This window comes from Serratia marcescens, from assembly GCF_029846115.1.
GTDB lineage: Bacteria > Pseudomonadota > Gammaproteobacteria > Enterobacterales > Enterobacteriaceae > Serratia > Serratia marcescens_L.
Genome location: NZ_JARVZZ010000001.1, coordinates 1,675,527 through 1,699,732, shown reverse-complemented (window position 1 = coordinate 1,699,732; position 24,206 = coordinate 1,675,527). Strand labels below are relative to the sequence as shown.

General features: G+C 62.4%; 19 protein-coding genes and 1 riboswitch. Of the genes, 14 read left to right on the top strand and 5 right to left on the bottom strand.

What is annotated here, in order from left to right; translation table 11 throughout:
- Nucleotides 1–505: 505 nt before the first annotated feature.
- The 4 genes from leuA to leuD are packed head-to-tail and all read left to right on the top strand — an operon-like array spanning nt 506 to nt 5,188.
- The gene (gene leuA / locus QDT79_RS07820; protein WP_004932820.1) at nt 506–2,080 is read left to right on the top strand and encodes a 2-isopropylmalate synthase; all 1,575 of its coding nucleotides are present in this window, start codon (nt 506–508) and stop codon (nt 2,078–2,080) included.
- Nucleotides 2,081–2,082: 2 nt separating this feature from the next.
- Nucleotides 2,083–3,174, top strand: coding sequence for a 3-isopropylmalate dehydrogenase (leuB, locus tag QDT79_RS07815; protein WP_033649192.1), 1,092 nt, complete (start codon nt 2,083–2,085; stop codon nt 3,172–3,174).
- Between the two features lies 1 nt (nt 3,175).
- Complete coding sequence (gene leuC / locus QDT79_RS07810; RefSeq protein ID WP_308316367.1) at nt 3,176–4,576, top strand: 3-isopropylmalate dehydratase large subunit; 1,401 nt, start codon at nt 3,176–3,178, stop codon at nt 4,574–4,576.
- 9 nt (nt 4,577–4,585) lie between these two features.
- A complete protein-coding gene (gene leuD, locus QDT79_RS07805; protein WP_063991417.1) occupies nt 4,586–5,188 on the top strand; it encodes a 3-isopropylmalate dehydratase small subunit in 603 nt (200 codons plus the stop codon).
- A gap of 134 nt (nt 5,189–5,322) precedes the next feature.
- Here the strand turns inward: leuD and QDT79_RS07800 are convergent, their stop codons facing one another.
- From QDT79_RS07800 to sgrT, 3 genes are all read right to left on the bottom strand, one after another.
- Complete coding sequence (locus tag QDT79_RS07800) at nt 5,323–6,795, bottom strand: DASS family sodium-coupled anion symporter (protein ID WP_063991418.1); 1,473 nt, start codon at nt 6,793–6,795, stop codon at nt 5,323–5,325.
- A 144-nt stretch (nt 6,796–6,939) separates the two neighbouring features.
- Complete coding sequence (locus QDT79_RS07795; RefSeq protein ID WP_063991419.1) at nt 6,940–8,136, bottom strand: sugar efflux transporter; 1,197 nt, start codon at nt 8,134–8,136, stop codon at nt 6,940–6,942.
- A 154-nt stretch (nt 8,137–8,290) separates the two neighbouring features.
- A complete protein-coding gene (gene sgrT, locus QDT79_RS07790; protein WP_004932838.1) occupies nt 8,291–8,464 on the bottom strand; it encodes a glucose uptake inhibitor SgrT in 174 nt (57 codons plus the stop codon).
- 90 nt (nt 8,465–8,554) lie between these two features.
- Here sgrT and sgrR point away from each other — a divergent pair, with 90 nt between their 5' ends.
- From sgrR to ilvN, 7 genes are all read left to right on the top strand, one after another.
- Entirely contained in the window at nt 8,555–10,216 is a 1,662-nt protein-coding gene (sgrR, locus tag QDT79_RS07785; protein ID WP_063991420.1) for an HTH-type transcriptional regulator SgrR, read from the top strand.
- Nucleotides 10,217–10,253: 37 nt separating this feature from the next.
- A riboswitch (TPP riboswitch) is annotated at nt 10,254–10,372 on the top strand.
- A gap of 57 nt (nt 10,373–10,429) precedes the next feature.
- Complete coding sequence (gene thiB / locus QDT79_RS07780; RefSeq protein ID WP_149558894.1) at nt 10,430–11,416, top strand: thiamine ABC transporter substrate binding subunit; 987 nt, start codon at nt 10,430–10,432, stop codon at nt 11,414–11,416.
- On the top strand, nt 11,392–12,999 hold the full coding sequence (gene thiP / locus QDT79_RS07775) for a thiamine/thiamine pyrophosphate ABC transporter permease ThiP (protein ID WP_063991422.1): 1,608 nt from the start codon (nt 11,392–11,394) through the stop codon (nt 12,997–12,999). The genes thiB and thiP overlap by 25 nt, the downstream gene beginning before the upstream one ends.
- Complete coding sequence (gene thiQ, locus QDT79_RS07770; protein ID WP_107226752.1) at nt 12,986–13,690, top strand: thiamine ABC transporter ATP-binding protein ThiQ; 705 nt, start codon at nt 12,986–12,988, stop codon at nt 13,688–13,690. The genes thiP and thiQ overlap by 14 nt, the downstream gene beginning before the upstream one ends.
- Nucleotides 13,691–13,778: 88 nt before the next feature.
- Nucleotides 13,779–13,892, top strand: a complete 114-nt coding sequence (ivbL, locus tag QDT79_RS07765) for an ilvB operon leader peptide IvbL (RefSeq protein ID WP_369919387.1) — start codon at nt 13,779–13,781, stop codon at nt 13,890–13,892.
- Between the two features lie 111 nt (nt 13,893–14,003).
- The gene (gene ilvB, locus QDT79_RS07760; protein ID WP_107226751.1) at nt 14,004–15,698 is read left to right on the top strand and encodes an acetolactate synthase large subunit; all 1,695 of its coding nucleotides are present in this window, start codon (nt 14,004–14,006) and stop codon (nt 15,696–15,698) included.
- A gap of 3 nt (nt 15,699–15,701) precedes the next feature.
- Nucleotides 15,702–15,995: an acetolactate synthase small subunit gene (gene ilvN / locus QDT79_RS07755; protein ID WP_016929110.1), complete on the top strand. Its 294-nt coding sequence runs from the start codon at nt 15,702–15,704 to the stop codon at nt 15,993–15,995.
- A gap of 26 nt (nt 15,996–16,021) precedes the next feature.
- On the opposite strand, the gene QDT79_RS07750 is transcribed toward ilvN, so the two are convergent.
- On the bottom strand, nt 16,022–16,792 hold the full coding sequence (locus tag QDT79_RS07750; protein ID WP_033637083.1) for a DedA family protein: 771 nt from the start codon (nt 16,790–16,792) through the stop codon (nt 16,022–16,024).
- Between the two features lie 214 nt (nt 16,793–17,006).
- Here QDT79_RS07750 and QDT79_RS07745 point away from each other — a divergent pair, with 214 nt between their 5' ends.
- The 3 genes from QDT79_RS07745 (at nt 17,007) to rluA (ending at nt 23,235) form a co-directional block, all read left to right on the top strand.
- Complete coding sequence (locus QDT79_RS07745) at nt 17,007–19,373, top strand: DNA polymerase II (protein ID WP_063991425.1); 2,367 nt, start codon at nt 17,007–17,009, stop codon at nt 19,371–19,373.
- 247 nt (nt 19,374–19,620) lie between these two features.
- The gene (rapA, locus tag QDT79_RS07740) at nt 19,621–22,527 is read left to right on the top strand and encodes an RNA polymerase-associated protein RapA (protein WP_063991426.1); all 2,907 of its coding nucleotides are present in this window, start codon (nt 19,621–19,623) and stop codon (nt 22,525–22,527) included.
- A gap of 57 nt (nt 22,528–22,584) precedes the next feature.
- On the top strand, nt 22,585–23,235 hold the full coding sequence (gene rluA, locus QDT79_RS07735) for a bifunctional tRNA pseudouridine(32) synthase/23S rRNA pseudouridine(746) synthase RluA (protein WP_063991427.1): 651 nt from the start codon (nt 22,585–22,587) through the stop codon (nt 23,233–23,235).
- 143 nt (nt 23,236–23,378) lie between these two features.
- On the opposite strand, the gene djlA is transcribed toward rluA, so the two are convergent.
- A complete protein-coding gene (gene djlA / locus QDT79_RS07730) occupies nt 23,379–24,200 on the bottom strand; it encodes a co-chaperone DjlA (protein ID WP_015376627.1) in 822 nt (273 codons plus the stop codon).
- Nucleotides 24,201–24,206 lie beyond the last annotated feature (6 nt).

Sequence of the window (24,206 nt, the reverse complement as noted above, 5' to 3'; positions counted from 1 at the left end):
ATCAATTGTTCATATGGATTCAATTTAAATCATTTGTATTAAAAATGTTATTTTATTACTCCCCGTGATTAATCCCTCTTATTTTTTAATCACAAATCTTAACGCAACGAAATCCAGAAGCAATTAGCGCAGTCTATATTCGATTCGTTTATGCTAAGCAGCACGCAAACTGGACCCGTTTTTTCTCTAGGGCGTCGCTTTTTTGCCGCATGATCCTCTGTTCGGCCGATTAGCCGATGCATTGTCCCCGCATTCAATCAGGTGTTGACATCGCCAGGGCAATCACGTATCAAATTAGGCAGACACCCCATTTAAGAGAAGCTGAACCCTTATGATCCGTACTCACCGTCTACTAGGCCTACTACTTAACGCATCTTGTTTGCGCGGTATCCCTGTGGACGAAGTTCGGAGCTGACTCAGCCGATCACCCATAAGAAACCCGCGCTACTGCGCGGGTTTTTTTTTGCCCGCTTAGCGTGAAATCAACACGATAAGGAATGCACCGATGAGCCAACAAGTCATTATTTTCGATACCACGCTGCGTGATGGCGAACAGGCATTGCAGGCCAGCCTGAGCGTAAAAGAGAAGATTCAGATTGCGCTGGCGCTGGAGAGAATGGGCGTCGACGTGATGGAGGTCGGCTTCCCGGTCTCTTCGCCGGGCGACTTCGAGTCGGTGCAAACCATCGCGCGTCAGATCAAGAACAGCCGCGTCTGCGGCCTGGCCCGCTGCGTGGATAAAGACATCGACGTGGCCGCCGAAGCGCTGCGCGTCGCCGAAGCGTTCCGCATCCACGTATTCCTGGCCACCTCGACCCTGCACATCGAATCGAAGCTGAAACGCTCGTTCGACGAAGTGTTGGAGATGGCGGTGCGCTCGGTCAAACGCGCCCGCAACTACACCGACGACGTAGAGTTCTCCTGTGAAGACGCCGGCCGCACGCCGATCGACAATCTGTGTCGCGTGGTCGAAGCCGCCATCAACGCCGGCGCCACCACCATCAATATTCCGGACACCGTCGGTTACACCACGCCGAACCAGTTCGGTGGCATCATCACCACCTTGTATGACCGCGTGCCGAACATCGACAAAGCCATCATCTCCGTGCACTGCCACGACGATTTGGGCATGGCGGTCGGCAACTCCATCGCCGCGGTCCAGGCCGGCGCCCGTCAGGTGGAAGGCACCCTGAACGGCATCGGTGAGCGCGCCGGCAACTGTTCGCTGGAAGAGGTGATCATGGCGATTAAAGTGCGCCAGGACATCATGAACGTGCACACCAACATCAATCATCAGGAAATCTTCCGCACCAGCCAGATCGTCAGCCAGCTGTGCAACATGCCGATCCCGGCCAACAAGGCGATCGTCGGCTCCAACGCCTTCGCCCACTCCTCCGGCATTCACCAGGACGGCGTGCTGAAGAACCGCGAAAACTACGAAATCATGACCCCGCAGTCGATCGGCCTGAAAGACGTGCAGTTGAACCTGACCTCCCGCTCCGGCCGCGCGGCGGTGAAACACCGCATGGAAGAGATGGGCTACCAGGAGCAGGACTACAACCTGGATACCCTGTACGCCGCCTTCCTGAAGCTGGCCGACAAAAAGGGCCAGGTATTCGACTATGACCTGGAGGCGCTGGCCTTCATCAACAAACAGCAGGAAGAGCCGGAGCACTTCAGCCTGGGCTACTTCAGCGTGCAGTCCGGCAGCAGCATCATGGCCACCGCCTCGGTGAAACTGATCTGCGGCGGCGAAGAGAAAGCCGAAGCCGCCACCGGCAACGGCCCGGTCGATGCGGTTTATCAGGCAATCAATCGCATCACCGACTACCCGATCGAGCTGGTGAAGTACCAGCTGACCGCCAAGGGCCATGGCCGCGACGCGCTGGGCCAGGTGGATATCGTGGTCTCTTACAACGGCCGCCGCTTCCACGGCGTAGGTCTGGCGACCGACATCGTCGAATCCTCCGCCAAGGCGATGGTGCACGTGTTGAACAATATTTGGCGCTCACAGCAGGTAGAAAAAGAAAAGCAGCGTCTGCAGCAAAACAAACATCAAAATAATCAGGAAACGGTGTGAACATGACGAAGACTTATCACATTGCCGTCTTGCCCGGAGACGGCATCGGCCCGGAAGTAATGGCTCAGGCGCGCAAAGTGTTGGACGCGGTGCGTCAACGCTTTGATATTCGCATCACCACCGCCGAGTACGACGTCGGCGGCATCGCCATCGATCGCCACGGCAGCCCGCTGCCGCCGGCGACCGTCGCCGGCTGCGAGCAGGCCGACGCCATCCTGTTCGGATCGGTAGGCGGCCCGAAATGGGAACATCTGCCGCCGGCTGAGCAGCCGGAGCGCGGCGCGCTGTTGCCGCTGCGCAAGCACTTCAAGCTGTTCAGCAACCTGCGCCCGGCGCGCCTGTATCAAGGGCTGGAGGCATTCTGCCCGCTGCGCGCCGACATCGCCGCCCGCGGCTTCGACATTCTGTGCGTGCGCGAACTGACCGGCGGCATCTACTTCGGCCAGCCGAAGGGCCGCGAAGGCCAGGGCATGCAGGAGCGCGCTTTCGATACCGAGGTGTATCACCGTTTCGAGATTGAACGCATCGCGCGCATCGCCTTCGAATCCGCCCGCAAGCGCCGCCACAAAGTGACGTCGATTGACAAGGCCAACGTGCTGCAAAGCTCCATCCTGTGGCGTGAAGTGGTCAATCAGGTCGCCAAAGATTACCCGGACGTGTCGCTGTCGCACATGTATATCGACAACGCCACCATGCAGCTGATCAAGGATCCGTCCCAGTTCGACGTACTGCTGTGCTCCAACCTGTTCGGCGACATCCTGTCCGACGAGTGTGCGATGATCACCGGCTCGATGGGCATGTTGCCGTCCGCCAGCCTGAACGAGCAAGGCTTCGGCCTGTACGAACCGGCGGGCGGTTCCGCGCCGGATATTGCAGGCAAAGGCATCGCCAACCCGATTGCGCAGATCCTGTCCGCCACCCTGCTGCTGCGTTACAGCCTGGGCGCCGATGAAGCGGCCGACGCCGTGGAGCGCGCCATCAACCAGGCGTTGGAACAGGGCTACCGCACCGCCGATCTGGCCGGTGATGGTAAAGCCGTCAGCACCGATGAAATGGGCGACATCATCGCTCGCTTTGTAGCTCAGGGGGCATAACATGGCCAAAACCTTATACCAGAAGCTGTACGACGCCCACGTGGTGCACGAAGCGCCGAACGAAACGCCGTTGCTGTATATTGACCGTCACCTGGTGCACGAAGTCACTTCGCCGCAGGCGTTCGACGGCCTGCGTGCCATGGGCCGCAAGGTGCGCCAGCCCGGCAAAACCTTCGCCACCATGGATCACAACGTGTCGACCCAGACCAAAGACATCAACGCCAGCGGCGAGATGGCACGCATCCAGATGCAGGAGCTGATCAAGAACTGCGCGGAATTCGGCGTTTCGCTGTATGACCTGAATCACCCGTTCCAGGGCATCGTGCACGTGATCGGGCCTGAGCAAGGCATGACGCTGCCGGGCATGACCATCGTCTGCGGCGACTCGCACACCGCCACCCACGGCGCTTTCGGCTCGCTGGCGTTCGGCATCGGCACCTCCGAGGTGGAGCACGTGCTGGCGACCCAGACCCTGAAACAGGGCCGCGCCAAGACCATGAAGATTGAAGTCACCGGCGATGCCGCCGAGGGCATTACCGCCAAAGACATCGTGCTGGCGGTGATCGGCAAAACCGGCAGCGCCGGCGGCACCGGCCACGTGGTGGAGTTCTGCGGCAAGGCAATCGAAGCGTTGAGCATGGAAGGCCGCATGACCCTGTGCAATATGGCGATCGAAATGGGCGCCAAAGCCGGGCTGGTCGCGCCGGACGACACCACCTTCGCCTACCTGAAAGGGCGTCAGTTCGCACCAACCGGCGAAAACTGGGAGCAGGCGGTCGCCTATTGGCGCACGCTGAGGTCCGATGCCGACGCCCAATTCGATACCGTGGTGACGCTGCACGCCGAAGAGATCGCGCCGCAGGTCACCTGGGGCACCAACCCCGGCCAGGTGATCGCCGTCAATCAGGCGATCCCGGCGCCGGAGTCGTTCAGCGATCCGGTCGAGCGCGCCTCCGCCGAGAAAGCGCTGGCCTATATGGATTTGAAGCCGGGCATCAAGTTGACCGACGTGCCGATCGACAAAGTGTTCATCGGTTCCTGCACCAACTCACGCATCGAAGATCTGCGCGCGGCGGCGGCGATCGCCAAGGGGCGCAAGGTCGCCAGCGGCGTGCAAGCTATCGTGGTGCCGGGCTCCGGCCCGGTGAAAGCCCAGGCGGAAGCCGAAGGGTTGGACAAAATCTTTATCGAAGCCGGTTTCGAATGGCGTTTGCCGGGCTGCTCGATGTGTCTGGCGATGAACAACGACCGTCTGAATCCGGGCGAGCGCTGCGCGTCCACCAGCAACCGTAACTTCGAAGGGCGTCAGGGCCGCGGTGGGCGCACCCATCTGGTCAGCCCGGCGATGGCCGCCGCGGCCGCCGTTGCCGGTCACTTCGCCGACATCCGTGATATTCACTAAGGGGCTAACGTGGCTAAATTTACTCAACATACCGGCTTAGTGGTGCCTTTGGATGCGGCCAACGTCGATACCGACGCCATTATTCCCAAACAGTTTTTACAGAAGGTCACCCGCACCGGCTTCGGCCAGCACCTGTTCAACGACTGGCGTTTCCTCGACGACGCCGGCCAGCAGCCGAACCCGGAGTTCGTGCTGAATAAACCGCGCTATAAAGGCGCGAGTATCCTGTTGGCGCGCGAGAACTTCGGCTGCGGTTCCTCGCGCGAACACGCGCCCTGGGCGCTGACCGATTACGGGTTCAAAGTGGTGATCGCGCCGAGCTTCGCCGATATCTTCTACGGCAACTCGTTCAACAACCAGCTGTTGCCGGTGACGCTGAGCGAGCAGCAGGTGGATGAGCTGTTCAAGCTGGTGGACGCCAACGAGGGGACGGCGTTCGTGGTGGATCTGGAGAACCAGACGGTCAACGCCGGCGGCAAAAGCTATCCGTTCGAAATCGACAGCTTCCGCCGCCACTGCATGATCAACGGGCTGGACAGCATCGGTCTGACGCTGCAGCACGAAGCGGACATCTCCCGCTACGAAGCGCAGCAGCCGGCGTTTCTGAACTGATCGTTGGCGAATACCCTAAATAATTGGAACTGCGGCAAGGCGGCAAGTAAGTCAATCCCCTGGAGCTTAGTGTACTAAGTGACAGGGGTGCACTTACACAGCCAACACGGCGGCAGTTTCAAGTATGACGGGTATCACCAGTAGCCCAGCAGCTTCCACCACGCCCCACCGATCAGGATCCAGATCAACAGGTTAACCACGCTCATCACCCATCCCGCTTTCCACCATTCCCCCAGCGTCACGTAGCCGGAGCCAAAGATGATCGGCGCGGTGCCGGTACCGTAATGCGTCAGCGACATCATCAGCGAGGAAGAGAACGCCAGGATCAGGCCCAGCAGCGCCGGTGGCGCGCCGAGCGCGATGCCGGCGGCGAAGAAGGCAGCGAACATCGCCGTCACGTGCGCGGTGGTGCTGGCGAAGAAATAGTGCGAATACAAATAGATGAGGGTCAGCAAGATCGTGCCGCCCACCCAGCTCATGCCCATATGGTCGATGCCGTTGCCCACGGTTTGCGACAGCCAGCCGATCAGCCCCAGCTTGCCGAGGAAGCTGGCCATCATCACCAGCGCCGAGAACCACACCACGGTGTCCCACGCGCCTTTATGCTTGAGCACATCCTCCCAGCTCAGCACGCCGGTGGCCAGCAGCACCGCCAGGCCGATCAGCGCCGCGGTGGTGGGATTGACCGCCAGCGCCGGACCGAAGATCATCGCCGGAATGCCGGCCCACAACGCCAGCAACAGCGCGAACACCCCGAGGGTGATTTTCTCCGGCAGCGTTATCGGCCCCAGCGCCTGCAGTTTGTCGCGCGCGAAACGCGGCGCGTCCGGAGTACTTTTTACCTCCGGCGGATACAGCAGGTAGATGACCAGCGGCATCACGATCAGCGAGCACAGCCCCGGCACCAGGGCGGCAATCGCCCACATCGACCAGGACAGCTCGAAGCTGCCGTGGGTGCCTTTGGCGATCAGGCTGACGATCAGCGGGTTAGGCGCGGTGGCGGTGATAAACATCGCCGAGGTAACCGGGTTGATGTTGTAGTTTACCAACGACAGGTAGCGGCCGATTTTGCCGGAGGTATTGAGCTCGGGTTTAGAGCCGAAGCTGTCGGCGATCGACTTCATGATCGGGTGAATGATGCCGCCGCCGCGCGCGGTGTTGCTCGGCGTCACCGGCGCCAGCGTGGTTTCCGCCAGCGTCAGCGCATAGGCGATGCCCAACGTTTTCTTGCCGAACAGCGAAATAAAGTAGTAGCCGATGCGCGCGCCCAGCCCGGTTTTGTTCAGGCTGAGGGAGATCATGATCGAAAAGCCGATCAGCCAGATCAGCGGGTTGGAAAAGCCGCTGAGCGCATCGTCCAGCGCGGCGCCCGGCTTGCCGGGGTTGGTGACGCCGGTCACCGCCACCAGAGCGATGGCGATCACCGAAACCGCGCCGATCGGCATCGCTTTGCCAATGATGGCGATGATGGTGCCGATAAACAGCGCCAGCAGTTGCCAGGCGTTGGGCGCAACGCCCTCCGGCACGGGAATGAGGAACCAGATGATCAGCGTGGCGGCAAGGGCGCACAGGGAAGGAAGCGGTTTGAGCGGTGTGAGTTTATCCATAACGTTCCCACTGTTCTAAACGACAAGGCGGCATCTCAATAGCGAGACGGGCGTGAACGCAACGATCGCGCTCCATATGCCTTCAGCTTGGGCGTCCGCTTCTGCCTTCTCAATGACTTGCATCAAGAATGCCGTCGTTTGACCTCACACTTCACGCACTTTGGCGCTCATCCCGAGCGCCGCCAGCGCCAGCAGCGCCGCCATCCAATATACCGAGCCATGACCGAAATTTTCCACCAGCGCGCCCTGCAGCACCCCGGCCAGGATCACCCCGGTAGAGATGCTGTTGGTGAACAAGGTGGTGGCGGCGCCCGGTCGGCCCGGCATCAAATCCTGAAAATAGAGCATGCCGATACCGGCGACGATGCCGATAAACACCGCGTTGAGCAGCTGCAGCGCAATCAGGGCCGGCTTGGCCGCCAGCACCGTCAGCCCGAGGTAAAACAGCACGCCTGCCGCCACCGCCAGCAGCATCATGTTGCGCTTGCCGAAGCGTTTGACGTAATAACCGGCCAGCAGCATTGCCGGGATCTCCAGCCCGGCGGCGGTGCCCATCAGCACCCCGGCCAACCCTTCCGGCAGGCCGAGATCGGCGGTGATATACAGCGGCATATCGATGATGTACAGGGTGTTGCAGGTCCACATCAGCATCGAGGCGATGAACAGCAACCGCACGTCGCGATTGCGCCAGGCGCTGGCGGGCGCGATCGGCGCAGACACCCCACTCTGCAGCCCCTCATTTCCCGCCGCGCGCGGCACCGAAGGCAGCATAAATCCCACCAGTAGCACGCAAAGCGCGAAGGTGGCGGCGGCGATCAGGAACATCACGGTAAAGCCGTAGTTCAGCGCCAACGCAAACGACAGCGGCGGGCCAATCACCCAGGCCAGCGAAAGCTGGGCGCGCATCACCGAGCTGAACATCACCACTTCACGCGCCTCGCGGTCGGCATATTCCCGCGCCAGCGCGAAAATCTGCGGCATGGCGGTGTTGGCAACGGCGGACATCAGCACCCCGGCGGTGATCAGCGTCAGGTAGTCGCGATTAAAGGCGAACAGCAGGCAGTTGCCGACCGCCATCAGGCAGCACAGCAAGATCAGCCTGCGCCGATCGCCGCGGGTGTCGGAACGCTTGGCCAGCAGGAAACTGACGACGATGCCGGCCACCGCGTTGGCGGTGTAAAACAGCCCGACCCACAGCGGCCGCACCTTGACCTCGGTGGTCAGAAACAGGCTGAGCGTCGGCGTCAACAACGCGCCGGCGATGCCGGAGAGGAAAGCGATCAGCAGGAATGCGGCAAAGATGGGGTTAATGCGCAGTGACAACCGGCTCAGGCGTTGCATATCGTCTTCCCTGACCTCAAAGCAGAAGAAAGAACCTTAGGCCACGGCGAGAAAAATGCAAGCGCATCGCCATGACCACGCATAAAAAAACCAGTGGGTCGCCCCACTGGCTGGTGAAACAGCACCATTACTCAGAAATTGGTTGCCGCGGCCCCTACAGGTGCTCGCGATACTGCTTATCGGTCATCTCTTTAATGTCCCATTGTGTCAGGTGCGCCAGCATCGCCAGCCGCGCCTGTTCGGGCACCACGCTCAGCCAGTCGGCGCGCTGGCGGCGCACAGCACTGAAGTAGCGCTGATAGAACTGTCTGGATAAGAAAGCTTTCATGATTACGCCCTCCCCTTTCATTGATGAAAATTATCGGCGTAATATAGGGAAAGAAAAATTGACGAGTTGAGGCAGGAGCGTTCCTCTTTTATGTCCACGTCCCGATTGCAGCAGCAGTTCATCCGTCTGTGGCAGCGCTGCCACGGTGAAACCACCGACACTACGCTGCAGGCGCTGGCGGAGGTGCTCAGCTGCTCGCGGCGCCACGTGCGCTCCCTGCTGAGCGCCATGCAGCGGGAAGGCTGGCTCACCTGGCAGGCGGAGTCGGGGCGCGGCAAGCGCTCGCGGTTAACCTTCCACTACACCGGCCTGGCTCTGCAGCAACAACGGGCCGAGGAGCTGCTGGAACAGGACCGCATCGATCAGTTGGTGCAGCTGGTGGGCGACAAAAACGTGGTGCGCCAGATGCTGCTGTCGCAGCTGGGACGCAGCTTCCGCCAGGGGAAACACATCCTGCGGGTGCTCTACTACCGGCAGCTGTACAACCTGTTGCCCGGCTCGGCGCTGCGGCGTTCGGAGACCCATTTGGCGCGCCAGATCTTCAACGGCCTGACGCGCATAAATGAGGAAAACGGGGAACTGGAGTCCGATCTGTCTCACCATTGGCAGGCGCTGACCCCGCTGCACTGGCGGTTTTACCTGCGCCCGGCGATCCATTTTCATCATGGCCGCGAGCTGGAGATGGCGGACGTCATCACTTCCCTCTCGCGTCTGACCTCGCAACCGCTGTTCTCGCATATCGAGAGCGTCACCTCGCCGACGCCGTTCGTTATCGACGTGCAGCTGCGCAGTCCCGACCACTGGCTGCCCTGGCTGCTGGGCAGCGTGCAGGCCATGATCCTGCCGCGCGAATGGCGTGAACTGCCGGATTTCGCCCGCCATCCGGTCGGCACCGGCCCCTACCGCATGGTGCGCAACCATCCCAGCCAGATGAAGATCCACGCCTTCGACGACTATTTTGGCTACCGGGCGCTGATCGACGAGGTGAACATCTGGGTGCTGCCGGAGTTTTCCGAAGAGCTGGTGCACTCCGGCGTGCAGCTGCAGGGCGATGAAACCGGCAACAGCGAGCTGGAAAGCCGGCTGGAAGAGGGTTGCTATTTCCTGCTGTTCGATCAGCGTTCACCGCTGGCCGTCGACCCCGCCATTCGCAGTTGGCTGTGCGAATTGATCAACCCCATTTCGCTGCTGAGCCACGCCGGGCCGCTCTACCAGCGCTATTGGTCGCCGGCGTACGGCCTGCTGCCGCGCTGGCACCACAACCGCACGCTGGCGCAGCAGCCCAAGCCCGCGGGCCTGACCGAACTGACGATGACCCACTTCAATGAACATTCGGAGTTTCACGCCATTCGCCAGGCGATCGAACCGCTGCTGGCGCAGCACGGCATCCGTCTGATCGTGCAAAGCGTGGATTATGCCACCTGGCACCAGGGCGACGCGCGCAGCGATCTGTGGCTCGGCAGCGCCAACTTCTATCTGCCGCTGGAGTTTTCGCTGTTCGCCACGCTGTACGAACTGCCGCTGATGCAGCATTGCATGAACGAAGATCTGGCGCAGGACGCAGCGCTGTGGCGCGCCAACCGCTTGCCGCTGGCCGAGTTCTGCCAGCGTCTGGTCAGCAACCACCAGCTGCATCCGCTGTTCCACCACTGGCTGCAGCTGCACGGCCAGCGCAGCATGCGCGGCGTGCGGATGAACACCCTCGGCTGGTTCGACTTCAAGTCCGCCTGGTTTGCCCCGCCGGAGGCATAAGCGCCTTTCGCCCGGGTCGGTTAATCTTTACAATAGCGCCGTCTCAACGGGGTGCGGTAAGTCGGGCCGCGTGATAAGCCCGATTTTCCGCTGAGAGCACACCCGTCGAACCTGATCCGGTCAATACCGGCGGAGGGATTTGAGCCCAGCGAACCGGCGACGCCGCCTCGCCCCCTCAGATGCCCTTGCCCCCTTATTTTTCAGGAGTGCAACGTGGTCAAAACATTTCTGCCCTGCTTATTGCTGCTGTGTGCCGCGCCGGTGTTGGCCAAGCCGACGCTGACGGTTTACACCTACGATTCCTTCGCCGCCGACTGGGGCCCAGGCCCGGCGGTGAAAAAAGCCTTTGAAGCCGAGTGCGACTGTGAACTGAAGTTCGTCGCGCTGGAAGACGGCGTCTCGCTGCTGAACCGCCTGCGCATGGAAGGCAAGAACAGCGCCGCCGACGTGGTGCTGGGGTTGGACAACAACCTGTTGCAGGCGGCGCAGCAAACCGGCCTGTTCGCGCCGAGCGGCGTCGACACCGCCAAACTGACGGTGCCGGGCGGCTGGCAGGACGCGACCTTCGTGCCATACGACTACGGGTACTTCGCCTTCGTCTACAACAAAGAAAAACTGAAGAACCCGCCAAAAAGCCTGCAGGAGCTGGTCAGCGGCGATCGCAACTGGAAAGTGATCTACGAAGATCCGCGCACCAGCACGCCGGGCCTCGGCCTGCTGCTGTGGATGCAAAAAGTGTATGGCGACAAGGCGCCGGCCGCCTGGCAGCAACTGGCGAAGAAAACCGTCACCGTCACCAAAGGCTGGAGCGAAGCCTACGGCCTGTTCCTGAAGGGCGAAGGCGATCTGGTGCTCAGCTACACCACCTCTCCGGCCTATCACCTGATCGAAGAGAAAAAAGATCTCTACGCCGCCGCCACGTTCAGCGAAGGGCACTACCTGCAGGTGGAAGTGGCGGGCAAGCTGAAGGCCGCCAAACAGCCTGAGCTGGCGGAGCGTTTCATGCAGTTCATGGTGACACCGGCGTTCCAAAACGCCATCCCGACCGGCAACTGGATGTACCCGGTGATCAACACCCCACTGCCCGTCGGCTTTGAGCAGATGAACGTGCCGCAGACCGCGCTGCAATACAGCGCCGAAGAGGTGGCCAAACAACGCGGCGGTTGGATCCGGGCATGGCAAACCGCCGTCAGCCGCTGATCCCCCGCTGGCTCTGGCCGGGGCTGTTGGCCGCCGGCGTGATCCTGCTGGTCGCCGCGCTGGCGATGGGCTCGCTGTGGCGTCACGCGCCGGACAGCGACTGGCGCGGCCTGTGGCAGGACAGCTACCTTTGGCACGTGGTGCGCTTCACCTTTTGGCAGGCGCTGCTGTCGGCGCTGATTTCGGTGCTGCCCGCCGTTCTGCTGGCGCGCGCGCTCTATCGCCGCCGCTTCCCCGGCCGGCAGCTGCTGCTGCGGCTGTGCGCCATGACGCTGGTGCTGCCGGTGCTGGTGGCGGTGTTCGGCCTGCTCAGCGTCTATGGGCGCCAAGGCTGGCTGGCGACGCTGTGCGGCTGGCTGGGCATCGAATATGGCTTCTCGCCCTACGGTCTGCAGGGCATTCTGCTGGCGCACCTGTTCTTTAACCTGCCGCTGGCCACCCGCCTGTTGCTGCAGGCGCTGGAGAATATCCCGGTGGAGCAGCGCCAGCTGGCCGCCCAGCTGGGCATGAATGGCTGGCAGCAGTTCCGCTTCGTCGAATGGCCGGCGCTGCGCCGCCAGATCCTGCCGAGCGGCGCATTGATCTTCATGCTGTGCTTCGCCAGCTTCGCCACCGTGCTGTCGCTGGGCGGCGGGCCGCAGGCTACCACCATCGAACTGGCGATCTATCAGGCGCTGAGTTACGACTACGATCTGGGTCGCGCCGCCATGCTGGCGCTGATCCAGTTAAGCTGTTGTCTGGGGCTGGTGTTGATCAGTCAGCGCCTGAGCCAGGTATTGCCGGTGGGGCATACCCACGCCCAGCGCTGGCGCAATCCGGAAGACAGCCTGTGGCGACGCGTCGGCGATTTTCTGCTGATCGCCGCCGCGCTGTTGCTGCTGCTGCCGCCTCTGCTGGCGGTGATCGCCGACGGCGCCAATCAGGCCGTCGTCAGCGTGCTGCGCCAGCCGGTGCTGTGGCAGGCGCTGTTCACGTCGCTGCGCATCGCCCTCGGCGCCGGGGCGCTGTGCGTGGCGCTCACGATGATGCTGCTGTGGAGCAGCCGCGAGCTGAAGCTGCGGCAGCATCTGCGCGGCGGCCAGGCACTGGAGCTGAGCGGCATGGTGATCCTGGCGATGCCGGGCATCGTGCTGGCCACCGGCTTCTTCCTGCTGCTGAGCGATACGATCGGGCTGCCACAGTCGCCCTATGCGCTGGTGATCCTCACCAATGCGCTGATGGCGGTGCCCTATGCGCTGAAGGTGTTGGAGAACCCGATGCGCGACCTCGCCGAACGTTACAACCCGCTGTGCCTGTCGCTGGATATCCACGGCTGGCAACGGCTGCGGCTGATCGAACTGCGCGCGCTGCGTCGCCCGCTGGCGCAGGCGCTGGCCTTCGCCTGCGTGCTGTCGATCGGCGATTTCGGCGTGGTCGCCTTGTTTGGCAACGAGCATTTCCGTACCCTGCCTTTTTACCTGTATCAGCAGATTGGCGCCTACCGCAGCAACGACGGGGCGGTGACCGCGCTGCTGTTGCTGCTGCTGTGCTTCCTGCTGTTTACCCTGATCGAACGCTTACCGGGGCGCCATGCTGACGCTTGAAAAACTGACCTATCTGTATGAACACCTGCCGATGCGCTTTGATCTGCGCATCCAGCCGGGCGAGCGCGTCGCGGTGCTCGGCCCCAGCGGCGCCGGTAAAAGCACCCTGCTGAGTTTGATCGCCGGTTTTCTGCCGGCGGCCAGCGGCCGGCTGCTGCTGAACGACGAAGACCACACCGCTACGCCGCCGGCCAAACGGCCGGTGTCGATGCTGTTTCAGGAGAACAACCTGTTCGCGCACCTGACGGTGGCGCAGAACATCGGGCTGGGGTTGGATCCCGGTCTGCGCTTGACTGAACAGCAGCGCCAACAGCGGGCGCATATCGCCCGTCAGGTCGGCCTGGAGGAGCACCTGGAGCGCCTGCCGTCGCAGCTTTCCGGCGGTCAACGTCAGCGCGCCGCGCTGGCGCGCTGTTTGATTCGCCAACGACCGATCCTGCTGCTCGACGAGCCCTTCTCGGCGCTCGATCCGGCGCTGCGCAACGAAATGCTGCAGCTGCTGCAGACGGTGTGCGAACAGCGTAACCTGACGCTGCTGATGGTGTCGCACAACCTCGACGACGCCGCGCGCATCGCGCCGCGCACGCTGCTGGTGGTCGACGGCCGCATCTACTACGACGGCCCGACGCAGGCCCTGCTGGACGGCAGCGCGCCCGAAGCGCGCGTGCTGGGCATCTTGGGTAAAGCGTGATCTGACGCGCGTTTTTTATGCTGCGCCAATAAACCTGTTGTGCGAATTTTGCGCCTGTGCTTTTATAAAAACCTGACTTTTTTTACTGATGATAAGGTTCCCTGTGATCGCATCCTCGCTGACTTCGACCCTACTATTTACCGCGCTACCAGCCGCGGTGGTCGTCGTGCGTGTGGTGGTGGTCGTCGGCAATGCGCCGTAGGGTCCGAATCAACGCATCGATTCCCAAACCCCGCCGGCGCAAACCGGGCGGGGTTTCTTGTTTTAGCACCCTGCCCAGAAAAGCTCACCGGCCTTGAGAAAGGACAGGAACATGGCAACTTCGGGCACGCCTCAGCCGGGCACCCGCTTCACCGGCGCACAATTGATCGTTCATCTGCTGGAGCGGCAGGGCATCACCACCGTCGCCGGCATCCCCGGCGGCGCGGCGCTGCCGCTGTATGACGCGCTGAGCCAAAGCACCCGCATTCACCACGTGCTGGCGCGCCACGAACAGGGCGCGGGCTTTATGGCGCAGGGCATGGCGCGCGCCAACGGCAAAGCGGCGGTGTGCATCGCCTCCAGCGGACCGGGCGCCACCAACCTGGTCACCGCCATCGCCGACGCCAAGCTCGATTCCATTCCGCTGGTGTGCATCACCGGTCAGGTGCCTTCTTCGATGATCGGCACCGACGCCTTCCAGGAGGTGGACACCTACGGTATTTCCATCCCAATCACCAAGCACAACCATCTGGTACGCGATATTCGCGAATTGCCGCAGGTGATCGTCGACGCATTCCGCATCGCCGAATCCGGCCGCCCCGGCCCGGTCTGGATCGATGTGCCGAAAGACGTGCAGACCGCCACCATCACCCTGGAGGAGCTACCGCCGATCGCCGTGCAGGACGCCGCACCGAGCTTCGATCCGGCGCTGGTTTCGCAGGCCGCCGCGATGATCAACCAGGCGCAACGCCCGATCCTCTACCTGGGCGGCGGCATCATCTGCGCCGACGCTCACCGCCAGGCGCTGGAACTGGCCGAACGCGCCGGTCTGCCTACCACCATGACGCTGATGGCGCTGGGGGCGATGCCGGTGGAACACCCGCTGTCGCTGGGCATGCTGGGCATGCACGCGGCGCGCAGCACCAACTTCATTCTGCAGGAGGCCGATCTGCTGATCGTGCTGGGCGCGCGCTTCGACGATCGGGCAATCGGCAAAACCGAGCAGTTCTGCCCTAACGCCGCCATCATTCACGTGGATATCGACCGCGCCGAGCTGGGCAAGGTCAAACAGGCCAACGTGGCGATCCATGCCGACGTCGGCCAGGTGCTGCAACAGCTGCTGCCGCAGATCGACACGCAGCCGCGCAGCGCGTGGCTGAGCACCGTCAATGACCTGAAGCGCGAGTTCCCGTTCAACATGCCGAACGCCGACGATCCGCTGAGCCATTACGGCCTGGTGCTGGCGGCCGCGCGCTGCGTGGACGACAGCGCCATCATCACCACCGACGTGGGCCAGCATCAGATGTGGGTGGCGCAGGCCTATCCGCTGAGCCGGCCGCGCCAGTGGCTGACTTCGGGCGGCCTGGGCACCATGGGCTTCGGTCTGCCGGCGGCGATCGGTGCGGCGTTGGCGGAGCCCGAGCGCAAAGTGCTGTGCTTCTCCGGCGACGGCAGCCTGATGATGAACATTCAGGAAATGGCCACCGCGGTCGAACACGATCTGGACGTGAAAATCATTTTGATGAACAACCAGGCGTTGGGGCTGGTGCACCAGCAGCAAACCCTGTTCTACCAGCAGCGCATCTTCGCCGCCGCCTATCCGAAGCGCACCGACTTCCTGAAGATCGCCGCCGGATTCGGGCTGGATACCTGCGATTTGAACGCCGCGGAAGATCCGCAGGCCGCGCTGGCCGAAGCGATCCAACGCCCGGGCCCCTGCCTGATCCACGCGCTGATCGACATCAACGAAAAAGTGTTCCCGATGGTGCCGCCGGGCGCCGCCAATATCGACATGATTGGAGAATAAGCCATGCTGCAACCACAAGATAAACCCCAGGTGATCCTGGAGCTGGCCGTGCGCAACCATCCCGGCGTCATGTCGCACGTTTGCGGGCTGTTCGCTCGCCGCGCGTTCAACGTCGAAGGCATTCTGTGTCTGCCGCTGAAGGACGGCCAGCAGAGCCGCATTTGGCTATTGGTCGCCGACGATCAGCGGCTGGAGCAAATGATCAGCCAGGTGGAAAAGCTGGAAGACGTGCTGCAGGTGAAGCGCCACAGCGAAGACGTGCGGGTATTTGAACAGCTGGAAGCGTTCTTCCAGTAATACGAAGGGGGCTTACGCCCCCGCAATCATTGCCCGGACAGCACCTGCCACAGCAGGTGCCGATACACCGGCATCAAGGGCTGCTGGCTCAGTAGATAACCGACTGCCAGCGCCGCCAGCCAGCTCAATCCGCACACCACGCGCAGCCGCAGCGGCGTCAGCCAACGGCTCAGCCGATCGGCGCTGCGCTTATCCTCACGCCACCAGCGCCAACTCAGCCACACAGCCAGCCAGATCGTGAGCGCCGCGGCGAGCAGCAACCACTTGAACATCGCGCTGTTGGCGCCGGCGGGAATGTCGATCGCCACGCCCGCCAGGATGCCGGGGAAGAAATAGACCGGCGGCCAGGTCAGGCAACCGATGATATTCGGCAAGGCAAACTTGTACGGCGGTAGATCGAGCATGCCGGCCACCATCGGCACCAGCGGGCGCGTCGGGCCAACGAAGCGGCCGATCAGAATGGTCGCCATGCTGTGCTGGTGCAAGGCGTGTTCGGTTTTGTCGAGCAGCGCTTTGTTCTTCTTCAGGAACGACCAGCGGTGCAAGGGCCCTTTGAAGGCGCGACCGACGAAATAGGAGATCCAGTCGCCGAGCAGGCAGCCGACGATCCCCGCCGCCCAGGCGTAGTAGAAGTCCACCTTGCCGCTGCCGATCAGGGCGCCGATGCTGGCCATCATCACCGTGCCGGGCAGCAGCAGCCCCACCAGCGCCAGCGACTCGAGAAAAGCGACCAGCAGGACGACCATCAGGGTGAAAGCCAGTGACTGGGTGATCAAATCTTGTAAATAGGCTTCCATTACACCTCTGCGGATTATTCGGCCAAACGGGGCCGAGGATTTTCCAGCGGCGCCGCTGGCGAGTCAATCGATGAATTGTATGCGTATTTGGCAGCGCCGAACGCCGATGGACAATGACTGTATAAAAACACATACTATAATTTATCTATATTAGCGCCAAAACCGACATCTCGCTGGATGTCGCGCACGCCGCCCGGCGGAAGACGAAGGGGTTATGACAGCACTGCAACAGGGTTTCCTGCTCACTCGCCACTGGCGCGACACGCCCGCCGGCACCGAGGTCGAATTTTGGCTGGCGACCGACGCAGGCCCGCGTCAGCTGCGCCTGCCGCCGCAAACCTCGGTAGCGTTTATCCCCGCCGAACAAAAGCCGCGCGCGGAACTGCTGCTGCGCGAAGAACGGCAAGTCGAACTGAAACCGCTGGCACTGACGGATTTTCATCACCGCCCGATGCTGGGGCTGTACTGCCGCCAGCACCGTCAGCTCATCAAGCTGGAAAAACTGCTGCGGGAAGGCGGCGTTACGGTCTACGAGGCCGACATTCGCCCACCCGAACGCTACCTGATGGAGCGCTTCATCACCGCGCCGGTGTGGTTCAACGGCCAGGCCAACGGCGGCGGGCCCTTGCTCAACGGCCAGATGAAGCCGGCGCCGGACTACCGCCCGACGCTCAGGCTGGTGTCGCTGGATATCGAAACTACCGCCCACGGCGAACTTTACTCTATCGCGCTGGAAGGCTGTGGCCAGCGGCAGGTCTACATGCTGGGGCCGGCCAACGGCGGCGATGCGCCGCTGGATTTCGATCTGGAATACTGCGCCAGCCGCCCCCAACTGCTGGAACGGTTGAACGCGTGGCTGGAGCGCCACGATCCTGACGCCATCATCGGCTGGAACCTGGTACAGTTCGATCTGCGGGTGCTGCAAAAGCACGCCGAACGCTACCAGATCCCGCTGCGGCTGGGGCGTGGCGGCAACCTGTTGGAGTGGCGCGAGCACGGCTTCAAACAGAACCACTTTTTCGCCGCTGCCGCCGGCCGCCTGATCATCGACGGCATCGAAGCGCTGAAGTCCGCCACCTGGAACTTCCCCTCCTTCAGCCTGGAATACGTTTCGCAGGCGCTGCTGGGCGAAGGCAAGGCGATCGACAACCCTTATCAGCGCATGGCGGAGATCGACCGACGCTTCGCCGAAGACAAACCGGCGCTGGCCCGCTACAACCTGAAGGACTGCGAGCTGGTGACGCGCATCTTCGCCAAGGCCGACCTGCTCAACTTCCTGCTGGAACGCGCCACCGTCACCGGGCTGGCGGCCGATCGCAGCGGTGGATCGGTGGCGGCCTTCAGCCACCTCTATATGCCGCGCATGCACCGCCTGGGCTTTGTCGCCCCCAACCTCGGCGAACAGCCGGAGGAACACAGCCCCGGCGGCTTCGTGATGGACTCCCAGCCCGGCCTGTACGATTCGGTGCTGGTGCTGGACTATAAAAGCCTGTATCCGTCGATCATCCGCACCTTCCTGATCGATCCGGTCGGGTTGGTGGAAGGCATGCGCCACCCAAACGACGCCGATTCGGTGCCCGGTTTTCGCAACGCCCGCTTCTCGCGCAGCAAACACTGCCTGCCGGCGATCGTCGAGCAGATCTGGCAGGGGCGCGAAGCCGCCAAGCGCCAGCACAACAAGCCCCTGTCGCAGGCGCTGAAGATCATCATGAACGCGCTGTACGGCGTGCTGGGATCGAGCGGCTGCCGCTTCTTCGATCCGCGGCTGGCGTCGTCGATCACCCTGCGCGGCCACGAGATCATGCGCCAAACCCGCGAACTGATCGAAGCCGAAGGGTATCAGGTCATTTACGGCGACACCGACTCCACCTTCGTGTGGCTGAAACAGCCGCATGACGAGCAGCAGGCGGCGCAGATCGGCCGAGCGCTGGTGCAGCGGGTCAACGCCTGGTGGCAGCAGCATCTGCAGCAGCAGTTCGGGTTGGAGAACGCGCTGGAGCTGGAGTTCGAAACCCACTATTCCCGCTTCCTGATGCCGACCATTCGCGGCGCCGAACAGGGCAGCAAGAAGCGCTACGCCGGCCTGATCGCACGCGCCGGCGGCGAGGAAGAGATGGTGTACAAAGGCCTGGAAACGGTGCGCACCGACTGGACGCCGCTGGCGCAGCAGTTCCAGCAGCAGCTCTATCAGCGCATCTTCAAACGGCAGCCCTATCAGGACTATGTGCGCGACTACGTCGGCAAAACCCTGAACGGCGACTTCGACGATCAGCTGGTGTACCGCAAACGCCTGCGCAGAAAGCTCGACGACTATCAGCGCAACGTGCCGCCGCACGCCCGCGCCGCGCGCATCGCCGACGACTACAACCGCAGCCAGGGGCGGCCGCTGCAGTATCAGAACGGCGGCTGGATCAGCTACGTGATGACCGTCGCCGGGCCGGAACCGCTGGAGACGCGCCATTCCCCCATCGACTATCAGCATTACCTCGAACGCCAGCTGCAGCCGGTGGCAGACGCTATACTCCCTTTCTTGCACGACGACTTCACCACGCTGGTCACCGGGCAGATGGGGCTGTTTTGAGATTGCGCCAGGTTAAGAAAAATCATCCGGTTTTGCAGGTGACGAACGCGCCGCCTTCCATTACCATAGCGCCCTTCCCAAAACTGAACCACGCTTAGCCCTGCCGTCTCACGACGTCTGCATGGCGTGAACGGCTATTGCCCGTCAAATTTAAAACAAACCGGGATTAGCAGACGTTCAGTACAGGTGCCGCGGCCCTTCCCGCCCGGTAACAAGACTTACTTACAAAGAATCGAGCCGACAATATATGCCTTTTACTCTTGGTCAACGCTGGATCAGCGATACGGAAAGCGAATTAGGACTGGGCACCGTCGTGGCGCTGGACGCGCGCATGATTACCCTGCTTTTCCCCGCCACCGGTGAAAACCGCCTCTATGCCAGAAACGATTCGCCGATCACCCGCGTGATGTTCAACCCGGGCGATACCGTCAGCAGCCACGAGGGGTGGCAGCTGCAGGTGGAAGAGGTGAAAGAGGAAAACGGTCTGTTGACCTATATCGGCACCCGCCAGGACACCCAGGAAAGCGGCGTGGCAATGCGTGAAGTCCTGCTGGACAGCAAGCTGACCTTCAGCAAACCGCAGGATCGCCTGTTCGCCGGCCAAATTGACCGCATGGACCGTTTCGCGCTGCGTTTCCGCGCGCGCAAATACCAGAGCGAGCAGTATCGCCTGCCGTTCGCCGGCCTGCGCGGCATGCGCGCCAGCCTGATCCCGCACCAGCTGCACATCGCCCATGAAGTCGGCCAACGCCATGCCCCGCGCGTCCTGCTGGCGGACGAAGTCGGCCTCGGCAAAACCATCGAAGCCGGCATGATCATCCACCAGCAGCTGCTGGCGGGCCGCGCCGAGCGCGTGCTGATCGTGGTGCCGGAAACGCTGCAGCACCAGTGGCTGGTGGAGATGATGCGCCGCTTCAACCTCTACTTCTCGCTGTTCGACGACAGCCGCTACGCCGAAGCCAAGCTCGACAGCAGCAACCCGTTCGAAACCGAACAGCTGGTGATCTGCTCGCTGGACTTCGTGCGCCGCAACAAGCAGCGCCTGGAAGAGCTGGCGGACGCCCAGTGGGATCTGCTAGTGGTTGACGAAGCGCACCACCTGGCCTGGAGCGAAGAAGCGCCGAGCCGCGAATATCAGGTGATCGAACAGCTGGCCGAGCATATCCCCGGCGTGCTGCTGCTGACCGCCACCCCGGAGCAGCTGGGCCAACAAAGCCACTTTGCGCGCCTGCGCCTGCTCGATCCGAATCGTTTCCACGACTACGGCGAGTTTGTCGCCGAGCAGCAGAAATACCGCCCGGTGGCCGACGCCGTCACCCTGCTGCTGAGCGGTGAGCGCCTGGCCGATGACAAGCTGAACCTGCTGGGCGAGCTGATCGACGAGCAGGACATCGAACCGCTGCTCAAAGCCGCCAACAGCGAAGGCGACAACGCCGAGCAGGCGCGCCAGGAGTTGGTTTCCATGCTGATGGATCGCCACGGCACCAGCCGCGTGCTGTTCCGCAACACCCGTAACGGCGTGAAGGGCTTCCCGCACCGCAACCTGCACCAGATCAAGCTGCCGTTGCCGACCCAGTACCAGACCGCGATCAAAGTCTCCGGCATTATGGGCGCCAAGAAGTCCGTCGAAGCGCGCGCGCGTGACATGCTATACCCGGAGCAGATCTATCAGGAATTCGAGGGCGAAAATGCCACCTGGTGGAACTTCGACCCGCGCGTCGAGTGGCTGCTGGACTACCTGCTGGCCAACCGCAACGAAAAAGTGCTGGTGATCTGCGCCAAGGCCGACACCGCGCTGCAGCTGGAGCAGGTACTGCGCGAGCGTGAAGCGATCCGCGCCGCGGTGTTCCACGAAGGGCTGTCGATCATCGAGCGCGACCGCGCCGCCGCCTACTTCGCCTCCGAAGAGGAAGGCGCGCAGGTGTTGCTGTGTTCCGAGATCGGCTCCGAAGGCCGCAACTTCCAGTTCGCCAGCCAACTGGTGATGTTCGATCTGCCGTTCAACCCGGATCTGCTGGAGCAGCGTATCGGCCGTCTGGACCGTATCGGCCAGATGCACGATATCCAGATCATGGTGCCTTACCTGGAACACACCGCACAGGCGGTGCTGGGGCGTTGGTTCCACGAGGGGCTGGATGCCTTCGAACACACCTGCCCGACCGGCCGCACCATCTACGACAGCTGCTACGAGCAGTTGATCGGCTATCTGGCCGCGCCGACCGAACAGGAAGGCTTCGACGAATTCATCCACGCCTGCCGCCAGCAGCACGATCAGTTGAAAGCGCAGCTGGAACAGGGCCGCGACCGCCTGCTGGAGATGCACTCCAACGGCGGCGACAAAGCCCAGGCGCTGGCCGCCGCCATCGCCGAGCAGGATAACGACGTCAACCTGGTGGGCTTCGCGCTCAACCTGTTCGACATCGTCGGCATCAATCAGGAAGACCGCAGCGACAGCCTGATCGTGCTGACGCCGTCTGACCATATGCTGGTGCCGGACTTCCCGGGCCTGCCGCAGGACGGCTGCACCGTCACCTTCGACCGCGATCAGGCGCTGTCGCGCGAAGACGCGCAGTTCGTCAGCTGGGAACACCCGATCATCCGCAACGGCCTGGATCTGATCCTGTCCGGCGACACCGGCAGCTGCGCGGTGTCCCTGTTGAAAAACAAAGCGTTGCCGGTCGGCACCCTGCTGGTTGAGCTGGTCTACGTGGTGGAGGCCCAGGCGCCGAAACACCTGCAGCTGACGCGCTTCCTGCCGCCGACGCCGATCCGCATGCTGATGGACCGCAAGGGCACCAACCTGGCGGCTCAGGTCGAGTTCGAAAGCTTCAACCGCCAATTGAACGCAGTCAACCGCCACACCTCCAGCAAGCTGGTCAACGCCGTGCAGCAAGACGTGCACGCCATGCTGCAGCAGGCGGAAAGCCTGGTGGAAGCGCAGGCGCGCACGCTTATCGAACAGGCGAAGCAAGAGGCGGACGACAAGCTGAGCGCCGAGCTGGCGCGTCTGGAAGCGCTGAAGGCGGTCAACCCGAACATCCGCGACGACGAAGTCGAAGCGCTGGAGTTCAACCGCCGTCAGGTGCTGGCCAACCTCAATGAAGCAGGCTGGCGCCTGGACGCCATTCGTCTGGTGGTGGTCACCCACCAGTAACCGGCGCGACGCGGGGAGGCAGCCGCCTCCCCGTTCGGCCCTTTTCGCGGAGCCAAGATGGAACCCTACAATCCCCCGCAGGACCCGCTGCACATCCTGTATCAGGATGAACACATCATGGTGGTCAACAAGCCCAGCGGCTTGCTGTCGGTGCCCGGCCGCGCGCCGGAAAACAAAGACAGCCTGATGACCCGCATTCAGGCCGATCACCCGGCCGCCGAATCGGTGCATCGGCTGGACATGGCCACCAGCGGGGTGATCGTGGTGGCACTCAACAAGGCCGCCGAGCGCGAGCTGAAGCGTCAGTTCCGCGAACGCGAACCGAAGAAATCCTATATCGCCCGCGTTTGGGGGCATATGGCGCATGACGAAGGGTTGGTGGACTTGCCGCTGATCTGCGACTGGCCGAACCGGCCGCTGCAAAAGGTGTGTTTTGACACCGGCAAAGCGGCGCAAACGGAGTATCGGGTGCTGTCACGCGACGCCGACGGCAGCACCCGCGTGATGCTGACGCCGATCACCGGCCGCTCGCACCAGCTGCGGGTGCACATGCTGGCGCTGGGGCACCCAATCCTCGGAGACGGCTTCTACGCCCCGCCGGAGGCCAAGGCGATGGCGCCGCGGCTGCAACTGCATGCGCAAGAGCTGCGCATCACCCATCCCGCTTTTCAGACGCCGATGCACTTTCGCGCCGAGCCGGATTTCTAAGCGCATCACCCAGGGATACCCTAAATAATTCGAGTTGCAGGAAGGCGGCAACTAAGCGCAGCCCCGGGAACGTACAAAAAGTACGTGACCGGGGTAAGCGCGGGCAGCCAACGCACCTGCAGCTCGAAGTATGACGGGTATCGTTATTTGAAGCCTTTCTCGCGTTTGATCAGGTCGTACGCCGCCTGAATCTCCTGCGCTTTCTGCTTGGCCATTTCCATCATCTGCGGCGGCAAGCCTTTCGCCACCAGCTTATCCGGATGGTGTTCGCTCATCAGCTTACGGTAGGCGCGTTTGATGGTGGCGGCATCGTCGCTGCTGCGCACGCCGAGCACCTTGCACGCGTCGTCGAGCGTCGGGCCGCGCTGAGCCTGCTGATAGCCACCCTGCGAATACCCGCCCTGCTGACCGCCGCCGAACTGGCGCCCGCCCTCCATCATGCTGAGGAACTGGTCAAACTGCGCGCGCGAAATGCCCAGCTCTTCGGCGATGACGTACAGCACCTGACGTTCGTTCGGGTGCAACGAGCCGTCGGCGAACGCCGCCTGAATCTGAATTTCCAGAAACATCCGAATCAGATCGAAGCGGCCAAAACAGATGCTGCGGAACTGCTGCAGCGTCTCACGCAGCGGGAACTGGCTCTGTTTGCCCTCGCGAAACGCCTGCTGCGCCGCGGTGCGCGCTTCGCCGTGCAGTTGCAGGCGATCCATGAACAGGCTGGCGATCTGGATATCCGCCTCGGTAACGCGTCCTTTGGATTTGGTCAGGTGGCCCATCACCTGAAAAGTGGTGCGGAAAAATAGCGTTTGCCGCGTTTGCTGGTCGGTGAAGAACCCCCGGCTGCGCTTGTTGCTGCGCGCCGTATCGATCATGTGACCGATAATCAGCCCCAGAACTACACCCCAGAATCCCGCGCCAGACCAGATGGCGACGATGACGCCGAGCAGTTTTCCCCAATACTGCATATACTC

Coding starts and splice junctions, on each gene's coding strand:
- djlA (WP_015376627.1), bottom strand. CDS start 24,200: ATGCAGTATTGGGGAAAACTGCTCGGCGTCATCGTCGCCATCTGGTCT.
- ilvN (WP_016929110.1), top strand. CDS start 15,702: ATGCTGCAACCACAAGATAAACCCCAGGTGATCCTGGAGCTGGCCGTG.
- sgrR (WP_063991420.1), top strand. CDS start 8,555: ATGTCCACGTCCCGATTGCAGCAGCAGTTCATCCGTCTGTGGCAGCGC.
- sgrT (WP_004932838.1), bottom strand. CDS start 8,464: ATGAAAGCTTTCTTATCCAGACAGTTCTATCAGCGCTACTTCAGTGCT.
- thiQ (WP_107226752.1), top strand. CDS start 12,986: ATGCTGACGCTTGAAAAACTGACCTATCTGTATGAACACCTGCCGATG.
- QDT79_RS07800 (WP_063991418.1), bottom strand. CDS start 6,795: ATGGATAAACTCACACCGCTCAAACCGCTTCCTTCCCTGTGCGCCCTT.
- leuC (WP_308316367.1), top strand. CDS start 3,176: ATGGCCAAAACCTTATACCAGAAGCTGTACGACGCCCACGTGGTGCAC.
- QDT79_RS07745 (WP_063991425.1), top strand. CDS start 17,007: ATGACAGCACTGCAACAGGGTTTCCTGCTCACTCGCCACTGGCGCGAC.
- QDT79_RS07795 (WP_063991419.1), bottom strand. CDS start 8,136: ATGCAACGCCTGAGCCGGTTGTCACTGCGCATTAACCCCATCTTTGCC.
- ilvB (WP_107226751.1), top strand. CDS start 14,004: ATGGCAACTTCGGGCACGCCTCAGCCGGGCACCCGCTTCACCGGCGCA.
- QDT79_RS07750 (WP_033637083.1), bottom strand. CDS start 16,792: ATGGAAGCCTATTTACAAGATTTGATCACCCAGTCACTGGCTTTCACC.
- rapA (WP_063991426.1), top strand. CDS start 19,621: ATGCCTTTTACTCTTGGTCAACGCTGGATCAGCGATACGGAAAGCGAA.
- ivbL (WP_369919387.1), top strand. CDS start 13,779: ATGATAAGGTTCCCTGTGATCGCATCCTCGCTGACTTCGACCCTACTA.
- thiP (WP_063991422.1), top strand. CDS start 11,392: ATGGCAAACCGCCGTCAGCCGCTGATCCCCCGCTGGCTCTGGCCGGGG.
- rluA (WP_063991427.1), top strand. CDS start 22,585: ATGGAACCCTACAATCCCCCGCAGGACCCGCTGCACATCCTGTATCAG.
- leuB (WP_033649192.1), top strand. CDS start 2,083: ATGACGAAGACTTATCACATTGCCGTCTTGCCCGGAGACGGCATCGGC.
- leuA (WP_004932820.1), top strand. CDS start 506: ATGAGCCAACAAGTCATTATTTTCGATACCACGCTGCGTGATGGCGAA.